We start from the raw sequence: 16,487 nt of genomic DNA on the forward strand, positions 1-16,487 counted from the left end.
CGTCCCGCCGGGCCCACCCCGACCGTGCGGGTCGGCCATCGCGTCACCGCTGGCGATCAGTCGTCCCGGTCCCGGCGGAGGAAGCACGACAGCAGTTCCCTGAACTCGTGCGGGTGCTCGATCGCCGGCACGTGCCCGCATCTGCCGAACACGTGCAGACGGACATCGGCCAGGTGTCCGAGCAGGGGGCGGGCCGCCGTCGCGAGCGGGGTGACCCGGTCCTCGGCACCGTGAACGAGCAGCACGGGCGCGCGGATCGCTGCCAGCGTCCGCTCCGAGAGGGTGAGATCGTCGACCCACCGTGCCCTCGGTGCGGGGAACAACGACGCGAACGCGGCGGCTCCCGCTCGCATCGCGGATGCACGGGCATCGACTGCCTCATCGGTCACGAGCGCCTGGTCGAGGACGAGGCGACTCAGCATGTCCCGTGCCCCGAGCGGGCCGGCGGGGGCAGCCCAGATCGCGTCGAGGTCGGCGGACAGCGGCGCCCCGGGGGCGCCCATCGTCGAGACCGCCACGACACGGGTGACCTGCTCCGGGCGCGCGCCCGCCAACGCCAACGCCACGGCACCGCCCATGGAGTGACCCACCACGGCGTACTGCTCGACACCGAGAGCGTCCATCAGGCCGGCGGCCTGCTCCGTCCACAGCCGGAGCCCACCCCTGGAGCCCACAGGGACAGGGGTACGGCCGAACCCGGCCTGGTCGGGAGCCACCAGGTGCCAGGACGCGCCCAGCGCCCGCGCCGTCGTCGCCCAGGCGCCGGACCCGGTCGTGCCGGGCCCGGAGCCGTGCAGCATCAGCACCGCGGGCCCGGTGCCGCTCTCCAGGACGTGGACCGGAGAGCCGTCGACTATGACCGTCCGAAGTGCCGTCACCGGGGCGAGCCAGGTGCGCTCACGCCGACGCGGGGTCGACCGACTTCGAGAAGACCTCCATCATCGCCCTGCCGAACTGCGGCATGTCGGGCCACCCGCGGCAGGAGACGAGATTGCCGTCCACGACGTCCGGAGCGTCGATGACCGTCGCGCCCGCGTTCTCCATGTCACCGGTGATGGGGGGAAAGCACGCCGTCTTGCGGCCCTTCAGCAGCCCATACACCGCCGGTACCTGCGCGCCGTGGCACACCAGCGCGATGGGGAGGTTGCGCGCGAAGAAGTGCTCAGTGATGCGCCTGACGTCGGCGTCCACCCGGATCCACTCGGGGGCACGTCCGCCGGGGATGATGAGGGCGTCGTAGCGCTCGACGTCGACCTCGGCCCAGGGCACGTCGACCGGCAGCTTCCGGCCGTTCTTCTCCACGTAGGCGTCGGAGTTGGGGTCGAACTCGTGGATGACCAGTTGCACGTCACGCGTCGTCCGTGACGAGACGTCGACGTCCCAACCGCCCTCCTGCACTCGGTAGTAGGGATACATGGTGTCGAGTTCCTCGGCGGCGTCGCCGGTCAGGAGCAGCGCTCTGGGCACCTGCTTCTCCTCGCATCTGGGGGCGGTGAGGTAGATCCAATCCGATCCGATCCGGTGGGGTTAGCATTCCTCGGGCCCCGCCCGCCCGTCAAGACTCGACCGCCACTGGGCGCCCGTCCCTGACCTCGTCGAACAATCGGCGGAAACGCTCGCCGGAGCGCAGGATGTGCCGTCGCATCGCGTAGGCGGCGGCGTCGGGGTCCCGCGCGGCGATCGCGGCCACCACGTCCTCGTGCTCGGCCATCGCCAGGTGGGTGACCTGGGTGTCGTGGTGAAGCCGGAAGAGGTGCACATGGCTGTGCAGGCGGGCGAGCGCTTCGCGGATGACCTGGTTCTCCGCGCTCAGGGCGACGAGATCGTGGAAAGCAGCGTCGCGTAGCCCGAAGGCGCCATAGGCCATCAGCCCGTTGCCCCCCTCCAGCTCCGCCATCTCCTCAAGCATCCGTCGCAGACCCGCCACCTGCTCCGGCGATGCGCGTTCGGCGGATCTGCGCGCCGCCGCCGGCTCGAGGAGCAGGCGGACCTCGAGCATGTCCTCGAATCGGTGACGGGTGATCTGGGGAGGGATGCGGTAGCCGGCGTGGGGCACACGGACGACAAGGCCTTCGGCCTCCATGCGGTTCAGCGCGTCCCGGATCGGCGTCTGGGAGACCCCCAGCTCCCGCGCCAGGACGTCGATCGTGACGCGGGAGCCGGGCTCGATCCGGAGCGACATCAGCTGCCCGAGCAGCGTGTCGTACACCTCGTCGGCGAGCCGGCCGCCAGATCGTCCGGGCGGCGTTCCACCCGTCACGGCCCTACGGCCCCGCGCGATCATCGCTTCGTCGTCCATCGTGGCCTGAGTTCCTCTCGTGCGTCCTCGCGAACCCGTTGACATCAGTCACAATGCTGCGGCATGCTGACGCCCCCAGCAGATCGTATAGGAAAAGTGGCAGATGATCTTCATCGGCCACCGTCGCGGAACCGCCCGCCGTCGCCACGTCACCCCCTGAAGGACGTCGCCACGGCAGACGACCCCGTACGTCGCGGCGCACTCGTGACGCCGGTACGTGGGTCGGCCCCACGACAACTCGGCAACACGCCACCAAGCAACTGCTCGGCGAAGCGCATAGCGAGGCTCCTGGAAGTCCCAGCCAGAAAGCAGGCGAGAAGATGCGGCATCCACAACGAATAGGACGAATGTCCACTCCCGGCCGGAAGGTGCGGCTGGCGGCGGCTGCCATGCTGCTGGTCGCCACGACCGCGGCGTGCGGCGACGGCAAGGACGACGACGCGAAGGCGAGCGCCCCCAAGGCGCCGGCTGCCGTCCCGGAACTCAGCAAGGACCCGCTGACCCTCAGCTTCATCTGGTTCGACTGGCCGCCCGCCCAGGCACTGGAAGCCTTCGCCAACGCGGAGTACAAGAAGGAGCGGCCGAACGCGACCATCAAGGTCAACACTGTGCCGAACGCGAACTGGCACGACGCCATGTTCACCCAGTTCGCCGCCCGCAAGACCGACTTCGACATCGCGATCCTGGACTCGCAACACATCGGCGAGGCCGTGACGAACGGCAACATCCTCGACCTCACCGACTTCGTCAAGAACAACATCGAGGTCAACGCCTACGACCCGTACCTCCTGGCGGCGTACGGCCAGTTCCCCCAGGCGGAGACCGGCAAGCGCGACGAGAACGCCAGCCTGTACGGACTGCCGCTGCTCGGCGACACCTGGACGATGATCTACCGCAAGGACCTGATCGGCGACAAGCCGCCGCAGACCTGGGACCAGATGATCTCGGTCGCCGCGAAGTGCCAGGCGGACAACCCAGGCGTGAGCGGACTGGCGTTCCACCAGGCCAACGGCTCCGACGCGGCGGCCGTCACCTACAACACGGTAAACGGCGTCTACGGCGGCAACCTCTGGGACGCCAAGGCCCGCAAGATCCAGGGCGTCCTCAACGACGCGGCCGGCCAGGAGGCGATGGACGTCCTGGTCAACAAGATGAAGCCGCTGACCGCCAAGGGCTCCGGTAACTGGTTCATCGACGAGGTGAACGCGGCCGTCGCTCAGGGCAAGGCGTGCATCGCGTTCAACTGGATCGCCGCGAGCGGCGGCCTGCTCGATCCGAAGCAGTCGACGCTCGGCACCACCCGTGAGCAGATCCTCGACAAGCTGGGCTTCGCCACCCTGCCGACCCAGAAGACGGACCTGGTCCCGCTCGGCGGCATGGGGATGCACGTGTCGGCCTACTCCGGCGCGGCGAACCAGGCGGAAGCCCTGAACTTCATGAAGTGGTTCGAGCGGGCTGACATCCAGAAGAAGTGGGCCGCCGCCGGTGGCGTGCCATCGCGTACGGACGCGATCCAGTCACCCGAGTTTCTCAACGCCGGCCCGTTCAACAAGGTGTACGCCGACTCGGTTCCGCGGATGCGGGACATGTGGAACGTGCCCGAGTACGCCCGCCTCGTCGACATCGAGAACACCAACGTGAACGCCGCCCTGAACGGCGCGAAGAAGCCGAAGGACGCGCTCGACGACATCGCCAAGGAGCAGCAGGGAGTGCTCGACTCCAGCAACCGCAAGGGCGGCGGCGGGCTGTGAGCGACGTCCCCCTGACGACCGATCACGCCGGGCCTGTGGCGTCCGCGACGCCACAGGCGCCGCGGCGGTCCCGCCGGCTGAGCGATCGCGGGCTCGCCGTGGCCTTCATCTCCCCCGCGATGCTGCTGTTGCTCGCCATGTCGGTGTTCCCGTTGCTGTGGGCGTTGTACCTGTCCTTCACCGACTACTCGGCCACCCGCGGCGGCCCTGCGAACTTCGTCGGGTTCGGGAACTACACGGCCATCCTGACCTCGGCGCAGGTCCACCAGAGGGCCCTGACGACGTTGATCTACGTGGTCGGCGCGGTCGGTCTGCAGACCGTACTCGGTTTCGGCATCGCCTACCTGATCTCGCGACGCACGCACGGGCGAGGAGTGCTGACCACGCTGTTCCTGGTGCCGATGATGCTGTCGCCGGTCGTGGTCGGGTTGTTCTGGCGATTCATGCTGGACGCTCAGTTCGGCGTGGTCAACAGCATGCTCGGCTCGGTCGGTCTGGGGCAGGTGGAGTGGCTCACCCGGCAGCGGACGGCACTGCTTTCCCTGATCGTGGTGGACACCTGGCAGTGGACGCCGTTCATCATGCTCATCGCCCTCGCGGGCCTCACCGCGGTGCCCAAGTACCTGTACGAGGCCGCCTCGATCGACCGGGCGTCCGAGTGGTTCCGGTTCCGCACCATCACTCTTCCGCTGGTGTGGCCGCTGCTCCTCATTGCCGTGATGTTCCGGGCCATCGAGGCCTTCCGGCTGTTCGACCTCGTCTACATCCTCACCAACGGCGGCCCGGGCGTCTCCACCGAGACGATGTCGTTCCACATCTACAAGGTCGCGTTCCTGGGCTTCAACACCGGAACCGCCTCGGCGTACGGAATCCTCCTGGTCCTCGTCGTGATCATCCTGACGCAGCTCTACCTGCGCTACCTGAACAAGCTCAAGGAGGGCTGATGGCCGTCTCCGTCGACGAGGCCGTGTCCACAGGTCCCGCCCGGGATGAGGCGCCCCCGGCGCGCCGCCTCGGCGGCCGGGGCCGATCCGGGCTGGAGGTCGCGTTCCTGACCGTGCTGGCCGTCGTGATGCTCTTTCCGGTGCTGTGGATGATCACGACGTCCATCAAGGAGAACAGGGACGTCTACGCCATCCCGGCCAAGTTCTTCGGCTTCACGGTCACCATGGACCATTTCAAGGACGTCTTCGTCGCCCCCGACGGCGGTCGCTCGGCCCTGTCCGTCGCGTTCCTCAATTCGGTGGTGGTCGCCGGGGTCTCCACGGTGCTGGCCACCGTGCTGGGCGTCCCGGCGGCCTGGGCCTACTCACGCTTCGCCGTGAGGGCCAAGAAGGATCAACTGTTCTTCATCCTGTCCACCCGCTTCATGCCCCCCGTGGTGGTCGTGATTCCGATCTTCCTCATGTACCGCCAGGTCGGACTCATCGACTCCAAGCTCGGCCTGATCCTCATCTATGCCGCCTTCAACGTCCCTTTCACGATCTGGATGATGAAGGGGTTCATCGACGAGGTGCCCGCCGAGTACGAGGACGCCGCGATGCTCGACGGCTACACCCGATTGCAGGCGTTCTGGCGGTACACCCTGCCGCTGCTCGTGCCCGGCATCGCCGCGACGGCCGTCTTCGCCCTCATCTTCTCGTGGAACGAGTTCGTGTTCGCCATCTTCCTCACCTCCAGCGACGGTGTGCGGACGGCCCCACCGGCAATCGCCGGCCTCATCGGCGGCACCACCACGGACTGGGGTCTCGTGGCCGCCGCCTCCGTGGTGTTCGCCCTACCGGTGCTCGTCTTCGCCTACCTGGTGCGCAGGCACCTCATCGCCGGCGTGACGCTCGGGGCGGTGCGACGCTGATGGCGGGCATCGAGGTGACAGCCCTGCACAAGCGCTACCCGGACGGGACTGTCGCGGTCGACCACGTGGACCTGTCCATCGACGATGGTGAGCTGTTCGTGATGCTCGGCCCCTCGGGTTGCGGCAAGACGACCACGCTGCGGGCCATCGCCGGCCTGGAGAGGCAGACGACCGGCGACATCCGCATCGGCGACACGCTCGTCAACGACCTGCCGCCCGCCGAGCGCGACATCGCCATGGTGTTCCAGTTCTACGCGCTCTACCCGCATCTGCGGACCCGCGACAACCTGGCGTTCCCCCTGCGGGCCGAAGGGCTGCCCAAGCAGGAGGTGCACGCGCGGGTCGCCGAGGCCGCCCGGCTGATGCGGCTCGGTCCGCTCCTGGACCGGCGACCACGCCAGCTGTCCGGCGGGGAGCAGCAGCGTGTCGCGCTCGCTCGCGCCCTGGTGCGACGGCCGCGTGCATTCCTCATGGACGAGCCCCTCACCAATCTGGACGCGGAGCTGAGGGCGGACATGCGCACGGAGATCAAGCACCTCCAGGGAGAGCTGGGGGCGACGATGGTCTACGTCACCCACGACCAGGTCGAGGCGATGTCGCTCGGTCACCGCATCGCCATCCTCAACAAGGGCCGCGTCGAGCAGATCGGCACGCCGCTCGAGGTCTACGAGCGTCCGGCGAGCCTCTTCTGTGCCGCGTTCATCGGCTCCCCGCCGATGAACCTCGTCGAGGTGGAGGTGGCCGACGGGAAGCTGCGCAGTCAGGGCGGACTGGTCCTCACGCCACCGCCGGGCCTGCCGCGCGACAGACGCCTGGTCGCGGGCGTCCGGCCGGAAGCGCTGGAAGTGACCGCACCGGGGGCCGAACTGTCGGTCCCGGCCCGCGTCGTCTCGGCGGAGTGGCTGGGCGACGAAATCATCTACGTGGTCGACCACAGCGGCCAGCGCGACGTACGGGTTCGGATGCCACCGACCGTCCGTTTCCCCGCTGACGCGAAAGTCGGGCTGCGGCACACCGGCGGAACCCCGGCGGTCTACGACGTGCGCACGGAAGAGCTGGTGGCCTGATGGGAACCGTGACAGCACACGGGCTGCGCAAGTCCTTCGGCAAGGTCCAGGCCCTGGACGGGGTGACGCTTGACGTGCCGGACGGTTCGTTCTTCGTCGTGCTCGGGCCCTCCGGGGCAGGCAAGACGACGACCCTGCGGGCGATCGCCGGCCTGGAGAAACTCGACGCCGGGTCGGTGCAGCTGGACGGGAGGGACGCGACAGGTGACACCCCGGCCGCACGCGACCTGGCCATGGTCTTCCAGAGCTACGCCCTCTATCCGCGACACACGGTGTACGAGAACATCGCCTCGCCGCTGCGGGCCCGCCGCCGTTCGTCGAGCGAGATCGCCGCCGCCGTCGAGCAGATGTCGAGCCTGCTGCACATCGAACGGCTGCTGCAACGTCGTCCCGCGCAGTTGTCGGGCGGTGAGATGCAGCGTGTCGCCCTGGCCCGGGCGCTGGTCCGTCGTCCGCGCGCGTTTCTCATGGACGAGCCGCTGACGAACCTCGACCTCAAGCTCCGCGTCGAGATGCGCACCGAGCTCACACGCATCCACCGGAGCCTCGGAGCGACATTCGTCTACGTGACGAACGACCAGGTCGAGGCCCTGTCCATGGCCGACCAGGTAGCGGTCCTCAAGGAGGGCAGGGTGCAACAGGTCGGAACGCCGACCGAGGTGTACGAGCGTCCCGCCAACAGGTGGGTAGCCGGATTCGTCGGGAGCCCACCGATCAGCCTGCTCGCCTGCCGCGCCGAGGGAGATCGTCTGGTCGGCGCGGACGGCTGGACGCTGCCGCGACCCCGCTGGACCACGGCTGAGGACGGTCGTGCGCTGCTGCTGGGCCTACGCGCGGAGGACCTCTCCGTCGAGCAGCGCGGGCACGCGTCGTTGTCCGGGGAGCTCTACGGGCTCGAGCCGCTCGGTGACCGGACGGTGGTCGACGTCCGGGTGGGGACGGAGATCCTCAAGGTCAAGGCGCGACCCACGGTCACCGGTACGCCCGGCGAGCGGCTGCGTGTCGCGGTCGACCTGGACCGTGCGCACCTGTTCGACGCGGGCACCGGGCTGTCGCTGTCCGAGGCTGGGCGGTAACCGCGCCGGGAGAACCATCCTCGACCCACTCGGCAACCCTGCCCCACGAGGGCGGGTGGCCCGTCCGGCCACGAGCACCGCGCGGTCGCTGGGGCTCGCCGGACATCACCAGGAAGAGCACCAGGAGGCGACGTAGTGACTGACCCGACGAACGTCCTGGCCCCCGAGCACCGCCGGCTGCGCGTCGGCGACGGCTGGCGCGACGCCGCGAGCGGAGCCACCTTCGCCGTCGAGGACCCGGCCACCGGAAAGACCATCGCCGAGGTGGCGGACGCCGACGTCGTCGACGGGCTCGCCGCTCTGGACGCGGCGAGTACGGCGATGGCGCAGTGGGCGGCGACCCCGCCGCGGAAACGGTCGGAGTTGTTGACCGCGACGTACCGGGCACTGACCGAACGATCCGAGGAGGTCGCCCGGCTGATCACGCTCGAGATGGGCAAGCCGCTCGTCGAGGCGCGGGCGGAGGTGGCGTACGGCGCCGAGTTCTTCAGGTGGTTCGCCGAGGAGGCGGTACGCGTCGAGGGGCGCTACAGCACCGCTCCCGCAGGCGGATATCGCATCCTCACCGTGCCGAAGCCGGTCGGACCGTGCGTCTTCGTGACGCCGTGGAACTTCCCGTTGGCCATGGGCGCCCGCAAGATCGCCCCCGCGCTGGCCGCAGGCTGTACGACGATCACCAAGCCGGCAGCCCAGACGCCACTGACCATGCTGTTCCTGGCCCGCATCATGCAGGAGGTGGGCGTACCCCCGGGGGTCGTCAACGTGGTGACCACCAAGCGTTCCGGCGCTGTGGTCTCCGCGCTGCTGGCCGACGGTCGGACCCGCAAGCTCTCGTTCACCGGGTCGACCGAGGTCGGGCGTGTGCTGCTCCGACAGGCCGCAGACAACGTGCTGCGTACCTCGATGGAACTGGGCGGCAACGCGGCCCTGATCGTGTGTGCGGACGCCGACCTGGACGTCGCCCTCGACGGCGCCATGGTGGCCAAGATGCGCAACATCGGGGAGTCCTGCGTCGCGGCCAACCGGATCTACGTCGAGGAGCCGGTGCGCGAGGAGTTCACGGCGCGCTTCGCCGAGCGGATGGGCGCGCTCACGATGGGCCATGGTCTCGACGACGGCGTGGACGTCGGGGCGCTGATCGACGAGGCCTCGGTCGCCACGATCGACGAGCTCGTCGCCGACGCTGTCGATCGCGGCGGACGGGTCCTGGTGGGTGGCGAGCGTCCGGACGGGCCGGGCCACTTCTACCCGCCCACGGTCCTCGTGGACGTACCCGAAGACGCGCGGATGCTGAAGGCGGAGATCTTCGGCCCGGTGGCGCCGATCATCTCGTTCACGTCCGACGACGAGGTGCTGGCGAAGGCCAACGACACCGAGCACGGCCTGGTCGGGTACGTCTTCACCCGTGACCTGCACCGGGCGCTGCGGTTCGTCGAGGGTCTGGAGACGGGGATGGTCGGCGTCAACCGCGGACTGATATCGGACCCGTCCGCTCCGTTCGGAGGCGTGAAGCAGTCAGGGATCGGCAAGGAGGGGTCGCACGAGGGAATCCTCGAGTACCTCGACCTCACCTACGCGGCGATCGACCTGCCATGACCGGCCCGCTGCTCCGGAAGCCCGGCGCGCACGCCCGCGCCGACGCCGTTCCGGTCCCGCCGGCGACCTGGACGCCCGCCCCGCACATCACCGCCGACGTTCCGGAGAGGCAGACACATGCTTGAGACCGTCCGCGGACCACGCCAGCTGATAGTGGGCGAAGGGGTCGCGCAGAACATCCCACGGGTGGTGGCCGAGAGCGGCTCCCGGGTCCTCATCGTGACCGACCGGGTTCTCCTGGGGCAGCCGGGTGTGGCCGAGATCGTGGCCGCCGTACGGGAGAAGGTCCAGGCCGTCGAGGTGTTCTCCGACGCGAACCCGGACGTGCCACTCGCCGATGTCGCGGTGGCCGTCTCGGTCGCCGCCGAGGTGGACGCCGACGTCATCCTCGCCATCGGGGGCGGCACGGTGATCGACCTTGCCAAGATCGTCGGCGTCATCAGGCGCCACGGCGGGACGCCACGCGACTTCTACGGCGAGTCGAAGGTGCCGGGCCCGACGTTTCCTCTGGTCGCGGTCCCGACGACGTCAGGCACCGGCTCCGAACTCACACCGGTCTCGGTCTTGACCGACCCGGACCGCGAGCTGAAGGTGGGGGTTTCCAGCGTCCACATCGTGCCCGACTTCGCCATCGTCGACCCCGAACTCACCTACACCTGCCCGGCGAGCGTCACCGCGCACTCCGGCATCGACGCGTTCTGTCACGCGGTGGAGAGCTACACCGCGCGACCCCGGGCCCACGGGCCGCGCGACCCGGTGGAGCAGGTCTTCCTCGGCCGCAACCCGATCACCGACCACTACGCGCTCCTGGCCGCGGAGCGGATCGCCCGTAGCCTGCGTCGCGCTGTCCGGGACGGAGGCGACACGGACGCGCGCGCGGACATGTCCTACGGGTCGATGCTCGCCGGGCTCGCCTTTTCCCACGCGGGCAACGCGGCCCCGCATGCTCTCCAGTACCCCATCGGCGCCGCCACGCACACGCCGCACGGCCTGGGCGTCGGGCTGCTCCTGCCCTACGCACTTGACGCGGCCAGGGATGCCGTCAGCGACCGGTTGGCGATCCTCGCCCGGGTGTGCGGGCTCGACGTGACCGACGCCTCGGATGCCGAGGCCGCAGATACGTTCCTCACCTGGCTCGACGGGCTCCTCGCCGACATCGGCATCCCTCCCAACCTGGCGGAGATCGGCGTGGCACGCGCCGACCTCCCGCGCTTCGCCGAGATGGCCGGTGGCGTCACCCGATTGATCCAGAACCATCCGGGCCCGACCGACACCGCCAGCCTGACCGCGATCCTCGAAGCGGCCTGGACCGGGGACCGGACCCGACACGTCCTGACTCCGAGCAGAGATGGTGGGCGTCGCTCCACGTCTCGATGAGCCGGCTGAGCTACCGGAGCGCCTTCCATCGAATCCGCTACACCCCGTCGGGTGGTCTCTTAGGCTGCGGGGGCGAGCGCTCAGTTCGATGAGGGCGTCACGGTGGCACTGTGCGGGCTGGTCGTTGGGTGCTCCTCTCGGCTGCCGGACTCTCCCACTACCTCGGTCGCCGTGGAGCTGCCGCGATGACGCCTCACCCACGGTTTGTTCGCCGTCAGCGGCCGAGCCCGGCTACCGGTGAGGAGCACCAATGGCCCAGAGCGAACAGCACCGTCCGGAGATCGTCGTCGGACTGGTAGCAACCCCGCCGGACCACCCGGCCCGCGTGGCCGCGCAGCTCGCCGCCGAGTTGGCCGACCGACTGACCGAGCGGGTGAGCGCGGACGTGCGGTGGACTGTCCGGGAAGGCTGGGGAGACGTGGCACCGCGCCGCGACGGCGGCGCCGAGGCCCTGCTCGACGATCTTGCCAGCCGGCGCACCGTCGACCGGTGGGATCTCGCAATCTGCCTGACCGACCTGCCGCTGCATGCCGAGCGGGCGCCGCTGGTCGCGCAGATCTCCGCCAGGCGCCAGGTTGCGATGATCTCCCTGCCCGCGCTGGGACTGGCGCAACTGCGAGCCGTCCGCACGGCCGTTCCGGATCTGGTGGGCCGACTGCTGACCGACCCTCACGACCAGCGGGTGCCGCCGACCGGCTGGGCGCCGGCCGAGATGACAAGCCGCATCCCCGCCACCCACCGAGTGGTTGGCGAGGCCGACGCCGGTGAGCGGCGCTACGTCGCCTCGGGGCTGATTGGCCGGGTGCGGCTGTTGGCTGGAATGGTGCGAGCCAACCGCCCGGGACGGGCCCTGCTGGGCCTGTCCAAGCTGCTGGTCGGCGCGTTCGGCACGGCCGCGTTTGCGCTCACGACGGACACCATCTGGCAGATGGGCGATGCGCTCGGCGGACTCCGGCTCGCCGTGATCATGCTGCTCGGGCTGACCGCGTTGGTCGTCTGGCTGATTGTCGCGCACGACCTGTGGGAGAAACCAAGCCGCGAGACACCGGCTGAGCTGGCACGGTTGTTCAACCTGGGTACGATCCTCACCCTCACTCTGGCCACGGCGGTGTCCTACGTGGTGCTGTTCGTGGGAACGGTGCTCGTCGGGGCGCTGCTGATCGACACCTCCGTGCTGGAACAGGTCTTGGAGCGGCCGGTAAATGTCACCGACTATCTGACGCTCGCCTGGATCACCAGCTCGCTCGCCACGGTCGGCGGCGCGATCGGCTCCGGGCTGGAGAACGAGGAGACGGTCCGAGCCGCCGCCTACGGCTACCATCCCGAACCAGGCGGCTGGCGGGACGAGAAGGACGGCAGCCACAGCAATAGGTAAGCAGACGCTGGACCTACAACATCTCCAGCGGCTGCGGGCCGGCCGGCGGTGGGAACGCGGTGTCGAGTGCCGTCATGTCCTCCTCGGTCAGCCGCAGGTCGCGTGCTTCCGCGTTCTCCCGGACGTGTTCCGACCTGGACGATCGGGGGATGGCCGCAACCCCCTCCTGCCTCAGCACCCAGGCCAGCGCCACCTGAGCGGGCGTCACCCCGTGCCGGGCGGCGACCTCGGCGATCTGGTCGTGGCCGAGCAGTCGGCCCTGCTCGATCGGCGAGGACGCCATCACCGGGATCCGGTGTTCACGTAGCCACGGCAGCAGGTCGTACTCGGGACCCCGGCGGGTGAGGTTGTACAGGATCTGGTTCGTCGCGCAGTCGTTCCCGCCCGCCTCGATCAGCTCGGTCATGTCGGAAAGGTCGAAGTTGCTCACGCCCCACTGCCCGATGTCACCGGCGTCGACGAGTTCGGCGAACGCCTCGATCGTCTCCGCGAGTGGATTCATGCCACGCCAGTGCAGCAGGTAGAGGTCGATGTGGTCGACGCCGAGTCGTTGCAGGCTGCGGCGGCACGCCTGCACGGTTCCCTGTCGGCTGGCGTTGGACGGCAGCACCTTGTCGACCAGAAAGACGTCGGCGCGTCGTCCGACGATCGCCTCGCCGACGAGTTCCTCGGAGGCGCCGTCACCGTACATCTCCGCAGTGTCGATCATGGACATGCCCAGGTCGATCCCCGTGCGTAGGGCGGCCATCTCGTCCCGCCGCCTCTCGGGGTGCTCGCCCAGGTACCACGTGCCCTGGCCGAGGAGGGGCATGGTCTGGCCGGACGGCAGCTCGATCGGCGCAGCGGGGAGGGTCATGGCGACCTTTCCGGAACCTGGTACCTGTGGGTCGAGTGCGTTACCCGTTGCGACAGGAAGCACTCTCGTGGCGCGACCTTTCCGCGCGGGCTCCCTCTGAGCGGCGGGCGTACAGGAGGTTTTGTCCGCCCTCGAGTGGCGTTCGGTGGCCAGTTTCCCGGCGCCAACGCCCGGAAGGCGATCGCGAGCGAAGGATGCGCCGCCGACGGGGTGGAGGACGTCGAGTACACCCAGTCCCGGTCCGCCGCGGAGCAGGCGGGCGCCGAGGTCCACCTGATCTCATTGAATTCCGGCGAGATCCAGTCGATGAACCAGGACATCAACCCGGCCAACCACTATCGGGTGGACCGGACCGTGACCGAGGCCGATGCGGCCGACTACGACGCCCTCCCTGTTGCCGGGCGGGACGGTCAACCCCGACCGGCTCCGGATGAACCCACAGGCGATGGACTTCGTCCGCGCGTTCTTTCAGCAACAGAAGCCGGTGGCGGCGATCTGCCACGGCCCCTGGTCGTTGGTCGAAACCGGCATGGTGAACGGCCGGACCGTCACCTCATTCCCGAGCCTGCGCACCGACATCCGCAACGCGGGCGGAAACCGGGTGGACCAACAGGTACAGGTCGACAATGGCCTTGTCACCAGCCGCAACCCCAGCGACCTTCCGGCCTTCTGCGCCAAGATGGTCGAGGTGTTCGGCCAGGGCGAGGACGTCCGCCAGATGGCGACGGCCTGACTGGGCGGGGCCTCAGGGTCGGGAGGATCAGCCCGGGCCTCGGCCCCACGCCGGCGGACGTCGTCCTGACCAGCAGGACAGGGATCGCCTCCATGCCGTGACCGATGGACGGGTTGAGGTGGTTTCCGAGGGGTAACCGCGCTTCTACGGGGCGAGCCCCGGACCGTCGTGGACCGAATCGCTCGGCCGGGTGCGACCGGATACGGAGGGCTACCCGTGACTCAACTAGCAACCCGAGAGGCATTCAGGGCCAGGGAGGACGTGCAGCGGCGAGGGCGCCGGCTCGGCTGGATAAGTCTCGGTCTGGGCGTGACACAGCTGGCGGCACCGGACACGGTACGCCGGATCAGCGGAGTGGACGACTCCCCGACGACCCGGACCGTGGTGCCGCTGGTCGGGGCGCGAGAGTTGGTACACGCGGCCGGGCTACTGACGAGCCGGCGAAAGAGCATCTGGGCGTGGACCCGGGTCGCAGGCGACGCGATGGACCTGGCCTCCCTCGGGGTGGCCATCGCCCGCCGCAGCGGGCGTCGCCGTCGTCGCCTCGTCGGTGTCACTGGCGCCGTCGTCGGGATCACGGTGGTGGACCTGCTGACCGCCGTGCAGGCCACCCGCGCGAAAAGGATCGGCTCAGCGATGGCGGTACGAGGCTTGCACGGAGGAGGATCCATGGAGCTGACAGCCACGACGACCATCCGCAAATCCCCGCCCAAGGTCTACGCGTTCTGGCGTGAACTGGACAATCTCCCGACGTTCATGGCACACCTTGAGGAGATCCGCGCCACAGGAGACCGTACGAGCCACTGGTCCGCCACCGCTCCGTTCGGCAAGAACGTCGAGTGGGATGCGGAGATCGTCGAGGAGGCACCCGGCGAGAGGATCTCGTGGCGGTCGACCGGAAACGCGGACGTGCCGAACGCCGGTACGGTCCGGTTCGTGCCCGCCCCGGACGGTGTGAGCACCGAGGTGCACGTCGTCATGTCGTACGACGTCCCGGGCGGCGCAGTCGGCAAGGCGGTCGCCAAGTACTTCGGTGAGGAGCCGCACCAGCAGCTCGACGACGACCTGCGCCGGCTCAAGCAGGTACTGGAGACCGGGCAGGTGGTCCGGTCCGAGGGTGCCCCGTGGGGCAAGCGGGCCCGCAAGGAGTTCCCGCAGCGTCCGGCGCAGCCGCTGTCGGATTCCGAGTTGGCGGAGGGGGCAGGCGCGTGAGGGCGAACACCTGGGCGGGCCGCAACAAGGTCAAGGTCCGTGATGTGCCGGACCCGCGGATCCTCAACGATCGGGACGCCATCGTACGGATCACCTCCACCGCCATCTGCGGCTCGGACCTGCACCTGGTCGACGGGTATGTGCCCACGATGCAGGACGGCGACGTCATGGGCCACGAGTTCATGGGCGAAGTGATCGAGGTTGGCCGGGGCGTCGACCCAGGCCGGCTGCGCGTCGGGGACCGGGTCGTCGTGCCGTTCCCGATCGCGTGCGGCGCGTGCGGCGCCTGCGCGGCCGAGCTGTACTCCTGCTGCGAGAATTCCAACCCCAACGCCGGGATCGCGGAGAAGATGTTCGGTCACCCGGTCGCCGGGATCTTCGGCTATTCGCATCTGACCGGCGGCTTCGCGGGCGGTCAGGCGCAGTACGCGCGGGTGCCGTTCGCCGATGTCGGTCCGCTGAAGATCGAGTCGGACCTGACCGATGAGCAGGTGCTGTTCCTCTCCGACATCCTGCCCACCGGCTACATGGGTGCCGAGATGTGCGACATCCAGTCCACCGACGTGGTGGCGGTGTGGGGCGCCGGCCCGGTCGGCCAGTTCGCGATGGACAGCGCCCGGGCGCTCGGCGCCGCGAAGGTCATCGCCATTGACAAAGAGCCGTACCGGCTGCAAATGGCCGAACGGGCGGGCCACACGCCGGTGAACTTCGAGGAGGTGGACGTGCGGTCCCGGCTGCTGGAACTGACCGGTGGACGGGGACCGGACAAGTGCATCGACGCGGTCGGCATGGAGGCCAGCCACGGTGCCGCACACGTGCACGCCTACGACCGGATCAAACAGGCAGTCCGCTCGGAGACCGAACGCCCGCACGCGCTGCGGCAGGCGATCCTGTCCTGCCGCAGCGGCGGCATCGTCTCGGTCATCGGCGTGTACGGCGGCTTCCTCGACAAGTTCCCCGCCGGCGCCTGGATGAACCGGGCGCTGACCCTGCGTACCGGTCAATGCCACGTGCAGCGCTACATGAAGCCGCTGCTGCAGCGCATCGAACGCGGGGAGATCGACCCGACCCGGGTCATCACCCACACCCTGCCGCTCGACCAGGCAGAACGCGGCTTCGAGATCTTCAAGAACAAGCAGGACAACTGCGAGAAGGTCGTCCTCAAACCCTGACCACGATCCGCATCCGGCCACCGGGACGCGCCCGGTGGCCGGATGCGTCGTCCGGTCCGGAGGCCCCCGGTCCGCAGGACGCCCGGCATTCCCGATCTGGATGTCCGGCCGTTTGCCA

At 69.2% G+C, this 16,487-nt stretch carries 15 protein-coding genes and 1 pseudogene; 12 read left to right on the forward strand and 4 right to left on the reverse strand.

The features are described 5' to 3' along the window. Nucleotides 1-56: 56 nt before the first annotated feature. The 3 genes from ACFY1S_RS25975 to ACFY1S_RS25985 all read right to left on the reverse strand — a co-directional run bounded on the left by ACFY1S_RS25975 (nucleotide 57) and on the right by ACFY1S_RS25985 (nucleotide 2,299). Entirely contained in the window at nucleotides 57-878 is an 822-nt protein-coding gene (locus ACFY1S_RS25975; RefSeq protein WP_387123027.1) for an alpha/beta fold hydrolase, read from the reverse strand. Nucleotides 879-897: 19 nt separating this feature from the next. After that, on the reverse strand, nucleotides 898-1,467 hold the full coding sequence (locus ACFY1S_RS25980; protein WP_364362977.1) for a DJ-1/PfpI family protein: 570 nt from the start codon (nucleotides 1,465-1,467) through the stop codon (nucleotides 898-900). 88 nt (nucleotides 1,468-1,555) lie between these two features. Beyond that, nucleotides 1,556-2,299, reverse strand: coding sequence for a GntR family transcriptional regulator (locus tag ACFY1S_RS25985; protein ID WP_387123029.1), 744 nt, complete (start codon nucleotides 2,297-2,299; stop codon nucleotides 1,556-1,558). Nucleotides 2,300-2,646: 347 nt separating this feature from the next. On the opposite strand from ACFY1S_RS25985, the gene ACFY1S_RS25990 reads away from it, so the two are divergent. The 8 genes from ACFY1S_RS25990 to ACFY1S_RS26025 all read left to right on the forward strand — a co-directional run bounded on the left by ACFY1S_RS25990 (nucleotide 2,647) and on the right by ACFY1S_RS26025 (nucleotide 12,396). Next, the gene (locus ACFY1S_RS25990; RefSeq protein ID WP_387123031.1) at nucleotides 2,647-4,050 is read left to right on the forward strand and encodes an extracellular solute-binding protein; all 1,404 of its coding nucleotides are present in this window, start codon (nucleotides 2,647-2,649) and stop codon (nucleotides 4,048-4,050) included. Continuing rightward, nucleotides 4,047-4,994: a carbohydrate ABC transporter permease gene (locus tag ACFY1S_RS25995; protein ID WP_387123033.1), complete on the forward strand. Its 948-nt coding sequence runs from the start codon at nucleotides 4,047-4,049 to the stop codon at nucleotides 4,992-4,994. The genes ACFY1S_RS25990 and ACFY1S_RS25995 overlap by 4 nt, the downstream gene beginning before the upstream one ends. After that, on the forward strand, nucleotides 4,994-5,905 hold the full coding sequence (locus ACFY1S_RS26000) for a carbohydrate ABC transporter permease (RefSeq protein WP_387123035.1): 912 nt from the start codon (nucleotides 4,994-4,996) through the stop codon (nucleotides 5,903-5,905). The genes ACFY1S_RS25995 and ACFY1S_RS26000 overlap by 1 nt, the downstream gene beginning before the upstream one ends. Further along, nucleotides 5,905-6,972: an ABC transporter ATP-binding protein gene (locus ACFY1S_RS26005; RefSeq protein ID WP_387123037.1), complete on the forward strand. Its 1,068-nt coding sequence runs from the start codon at nucleotides 5,905-5,907 to the stop codon at nucleotides 6,970-6,972. The genes ACFY1S_RS26000 and ACFY1S_RS26005 overlap by 1 nt, the downstream gene beginning before the upstream one ends. Next, complete coding sequence (locus ACFY1S_RS26010) at nucleotides 6,972-8,048, forward strand: ABC transporter ATP-binding protein (protein ID WP_387123039.1); 1,077 nt, start codon at nucleotides 6,972-6,974, stop codon at nucleotides 8,046-8,048. Before ACFY1S_RS26005 ends, ACFY1S_RS26010 begins: the two co-directional genes overlap by 1 nt. A gap of 135 nt (nucleotides 8,049-8,183) precedes the next feature. Continuing rightward, a complete protein-coding gene (locus ACFY1S_RS26015) occupies nucleotides 8,184-9,644 on the forward strand; it encodes an NAD-dependent succinate-semialdehyde dehydrogenase (protein ID WP_387123041.1) in 1,461 nt (486 codons plus the stop codon). Nucleotides 9,645-9,761: 117 nt separating this feature from the next. Further along, complete coding sequence (locus ACFY1S_RS26020; protein WP_387123043.1) at nucleotides 9,762-11,021, forward strand: iron-containing alcohol dehydrogenase; 1,260 nt, start codon at nucleotides 9,762-9,764, stop codon at nucleotides 11,019-11,021. Nucleotides 11,022-11,271: 250 nt separating this feature from the next. Continuing rightward, a complete protein-coding gene (locus tag ACFY1S_RS26025; protein ID WP_387123045.1) occupies nucleotides 11,272-12,396 on the forward strand; it encodes a hypothetical protein in 1,125 nt (374 codons plus the stop codon). A gap of 13 nt (nucleotides 12,397-12,409) precedes the next feature. Here the strand turns inward: ACFY1S_RS26025 and ACFY1S_RS26030 are convergent, their stop codons facing one another. After that, complete coding sequence (locus tag ACFY1S_RS26030) at nucleotides 12,410-13,252, reverse strand: aldo/keto reductase (RefSeq protein WP_387123047.1); 843 nt, start codon at nucleotides 13,250-13,252, stop codon at nucleotides 12,410-12,412. 210 nt (nucleotides 13,253-13,462) lie between these two features. Here ACFY1S_RS26030 and ACFY1S_RS26035 point away from each other — a divergent pair. The 4 genes and pseudogenes from ACFY1S_RS26035 to ACFY1S_RS26050 all read left to right on the forward strand — a co-directional run. Then, a pseudogene (locus ACFY1S_RS26035) lies at nucleotides 13,463-13,582 on the forward strand (peptidase C56); the annotation flags it as partial. A gap of 115 nt (nucleotides 13,583-13,697) precedes the next feature. Further along, nucleotides 13,698-13,985: a DJ-1/PfpI family protein gene (locus ACFY1S_RS26040; protein WP_387123049.1), complete on the forward strand. Its 288-nt coding sequence runs from the start codon at nucleotides 13,698-13,700 to the stop codon at nucleotides 13,983-13,985. 309 nt (nucleotides 13,986-14,294) lie between these two features. Then, nucleotides 14,295-15,197, forward strand: a complete 903-nt coding sequence (locus ACFY1S_RS26045; RefSeq protein ID WP_387123051.1) for an SRPBCC family protein — start codon at nucleotides 14,295-14,297, stop codon at nucleotides 15,195-15,197. Beyond that, nucleotides 15,194-16,369 (forward strand): zinc-dependent alcohol dehydrogenase, encoded by a 1,176-nt coding sequence (locus ACFY1S_RS26050; protein WP_387123053.1) that lies wholly within the window; start codon nucleotides 15,194-15,196, stop codon nucleotides 16,367-16,369. The genes ACFY1S_RS26045 and ACFY1S_RS26050 overlap by 4 nt, the downstream gene beginning before the upstream one ends. Nucleotides 16,370-16,487: the final 118 nt, after the last annotated feature.

Origin of the sequence: Micromonospora sp. NPDC000663 (assembly GCF_042898105.1) — a bacterium.
Lineage (GTDB): Bacteria > Actinomycetota > Actinomycetes > Mycobacteriales > Micromonosporaceae > Micromonospora.

Coding starts and splice junctions, on each gene's coding strand:
- ACFY1S_RS25985 (WP_387123029.1), bottom strand. CDS start 2,299: ATGGACGACGAAGCGATGATCGCGCGGGGCCGTAGGGCCGTGACGGGT.
- ACFY1S_RS25990 (WP_387123031.1), top strand. CDS start 2,647: ATGTCCACTCCCGGCCGGAAGGTGCGGCTGGCGGCGGCTGCCATGCTG.
- ACFY1S_RS26000 (WP_387123035.1), top strand. CDS start 4,994: ATGGCCGTCTCCGTCGACGAGGCCGTGTCCACAGGTCCCGCCCGGGAT.
- ACFY1S_RS26005 (WP_387123037.1), top strand. CDS start 5,905: ATGGCGGGCATCGAGGTGACAGCCCTGCACAAGCGCTACCCGGACGGG.
- ACFY1S_RS26010 (WP_387123039.1), top strand. CDS start 6,972: ATGGGAACCGTGACAGCACACGGGCTGCGCAAGTCCTTCGGCAAGGTC.
- ACFY1S_RS26020 (WP_387123043.1), top strand. CDS start 9,762: ATGCTTGAGACCGTCCGCGGACCACGCCAGCTGATAGTGGGCGAAGGG.
- ACFY1S_RS26025 (WP_387123045.1), top strand. CDS start 11,272: ATGGCCCAGAGCGAACAGCACCGTCCGGAGATCGTCGTCGGACTGGTA.
- ACFY1S_RS26030 (WP_387123047.1), bottom strand. CDS start 13,252: ATGACCCTCCCCGCTGCGCCGATCGAGCTGCCGTCCGGCCAGACCATG.
- ACFY1S_RS26040 (WP_387123049.1), top strand. CDS start 13,698: ATGGACTTCGTCCGCGCGTTCTTTCAGCAACAGAAGCCGGTGGCGGCG.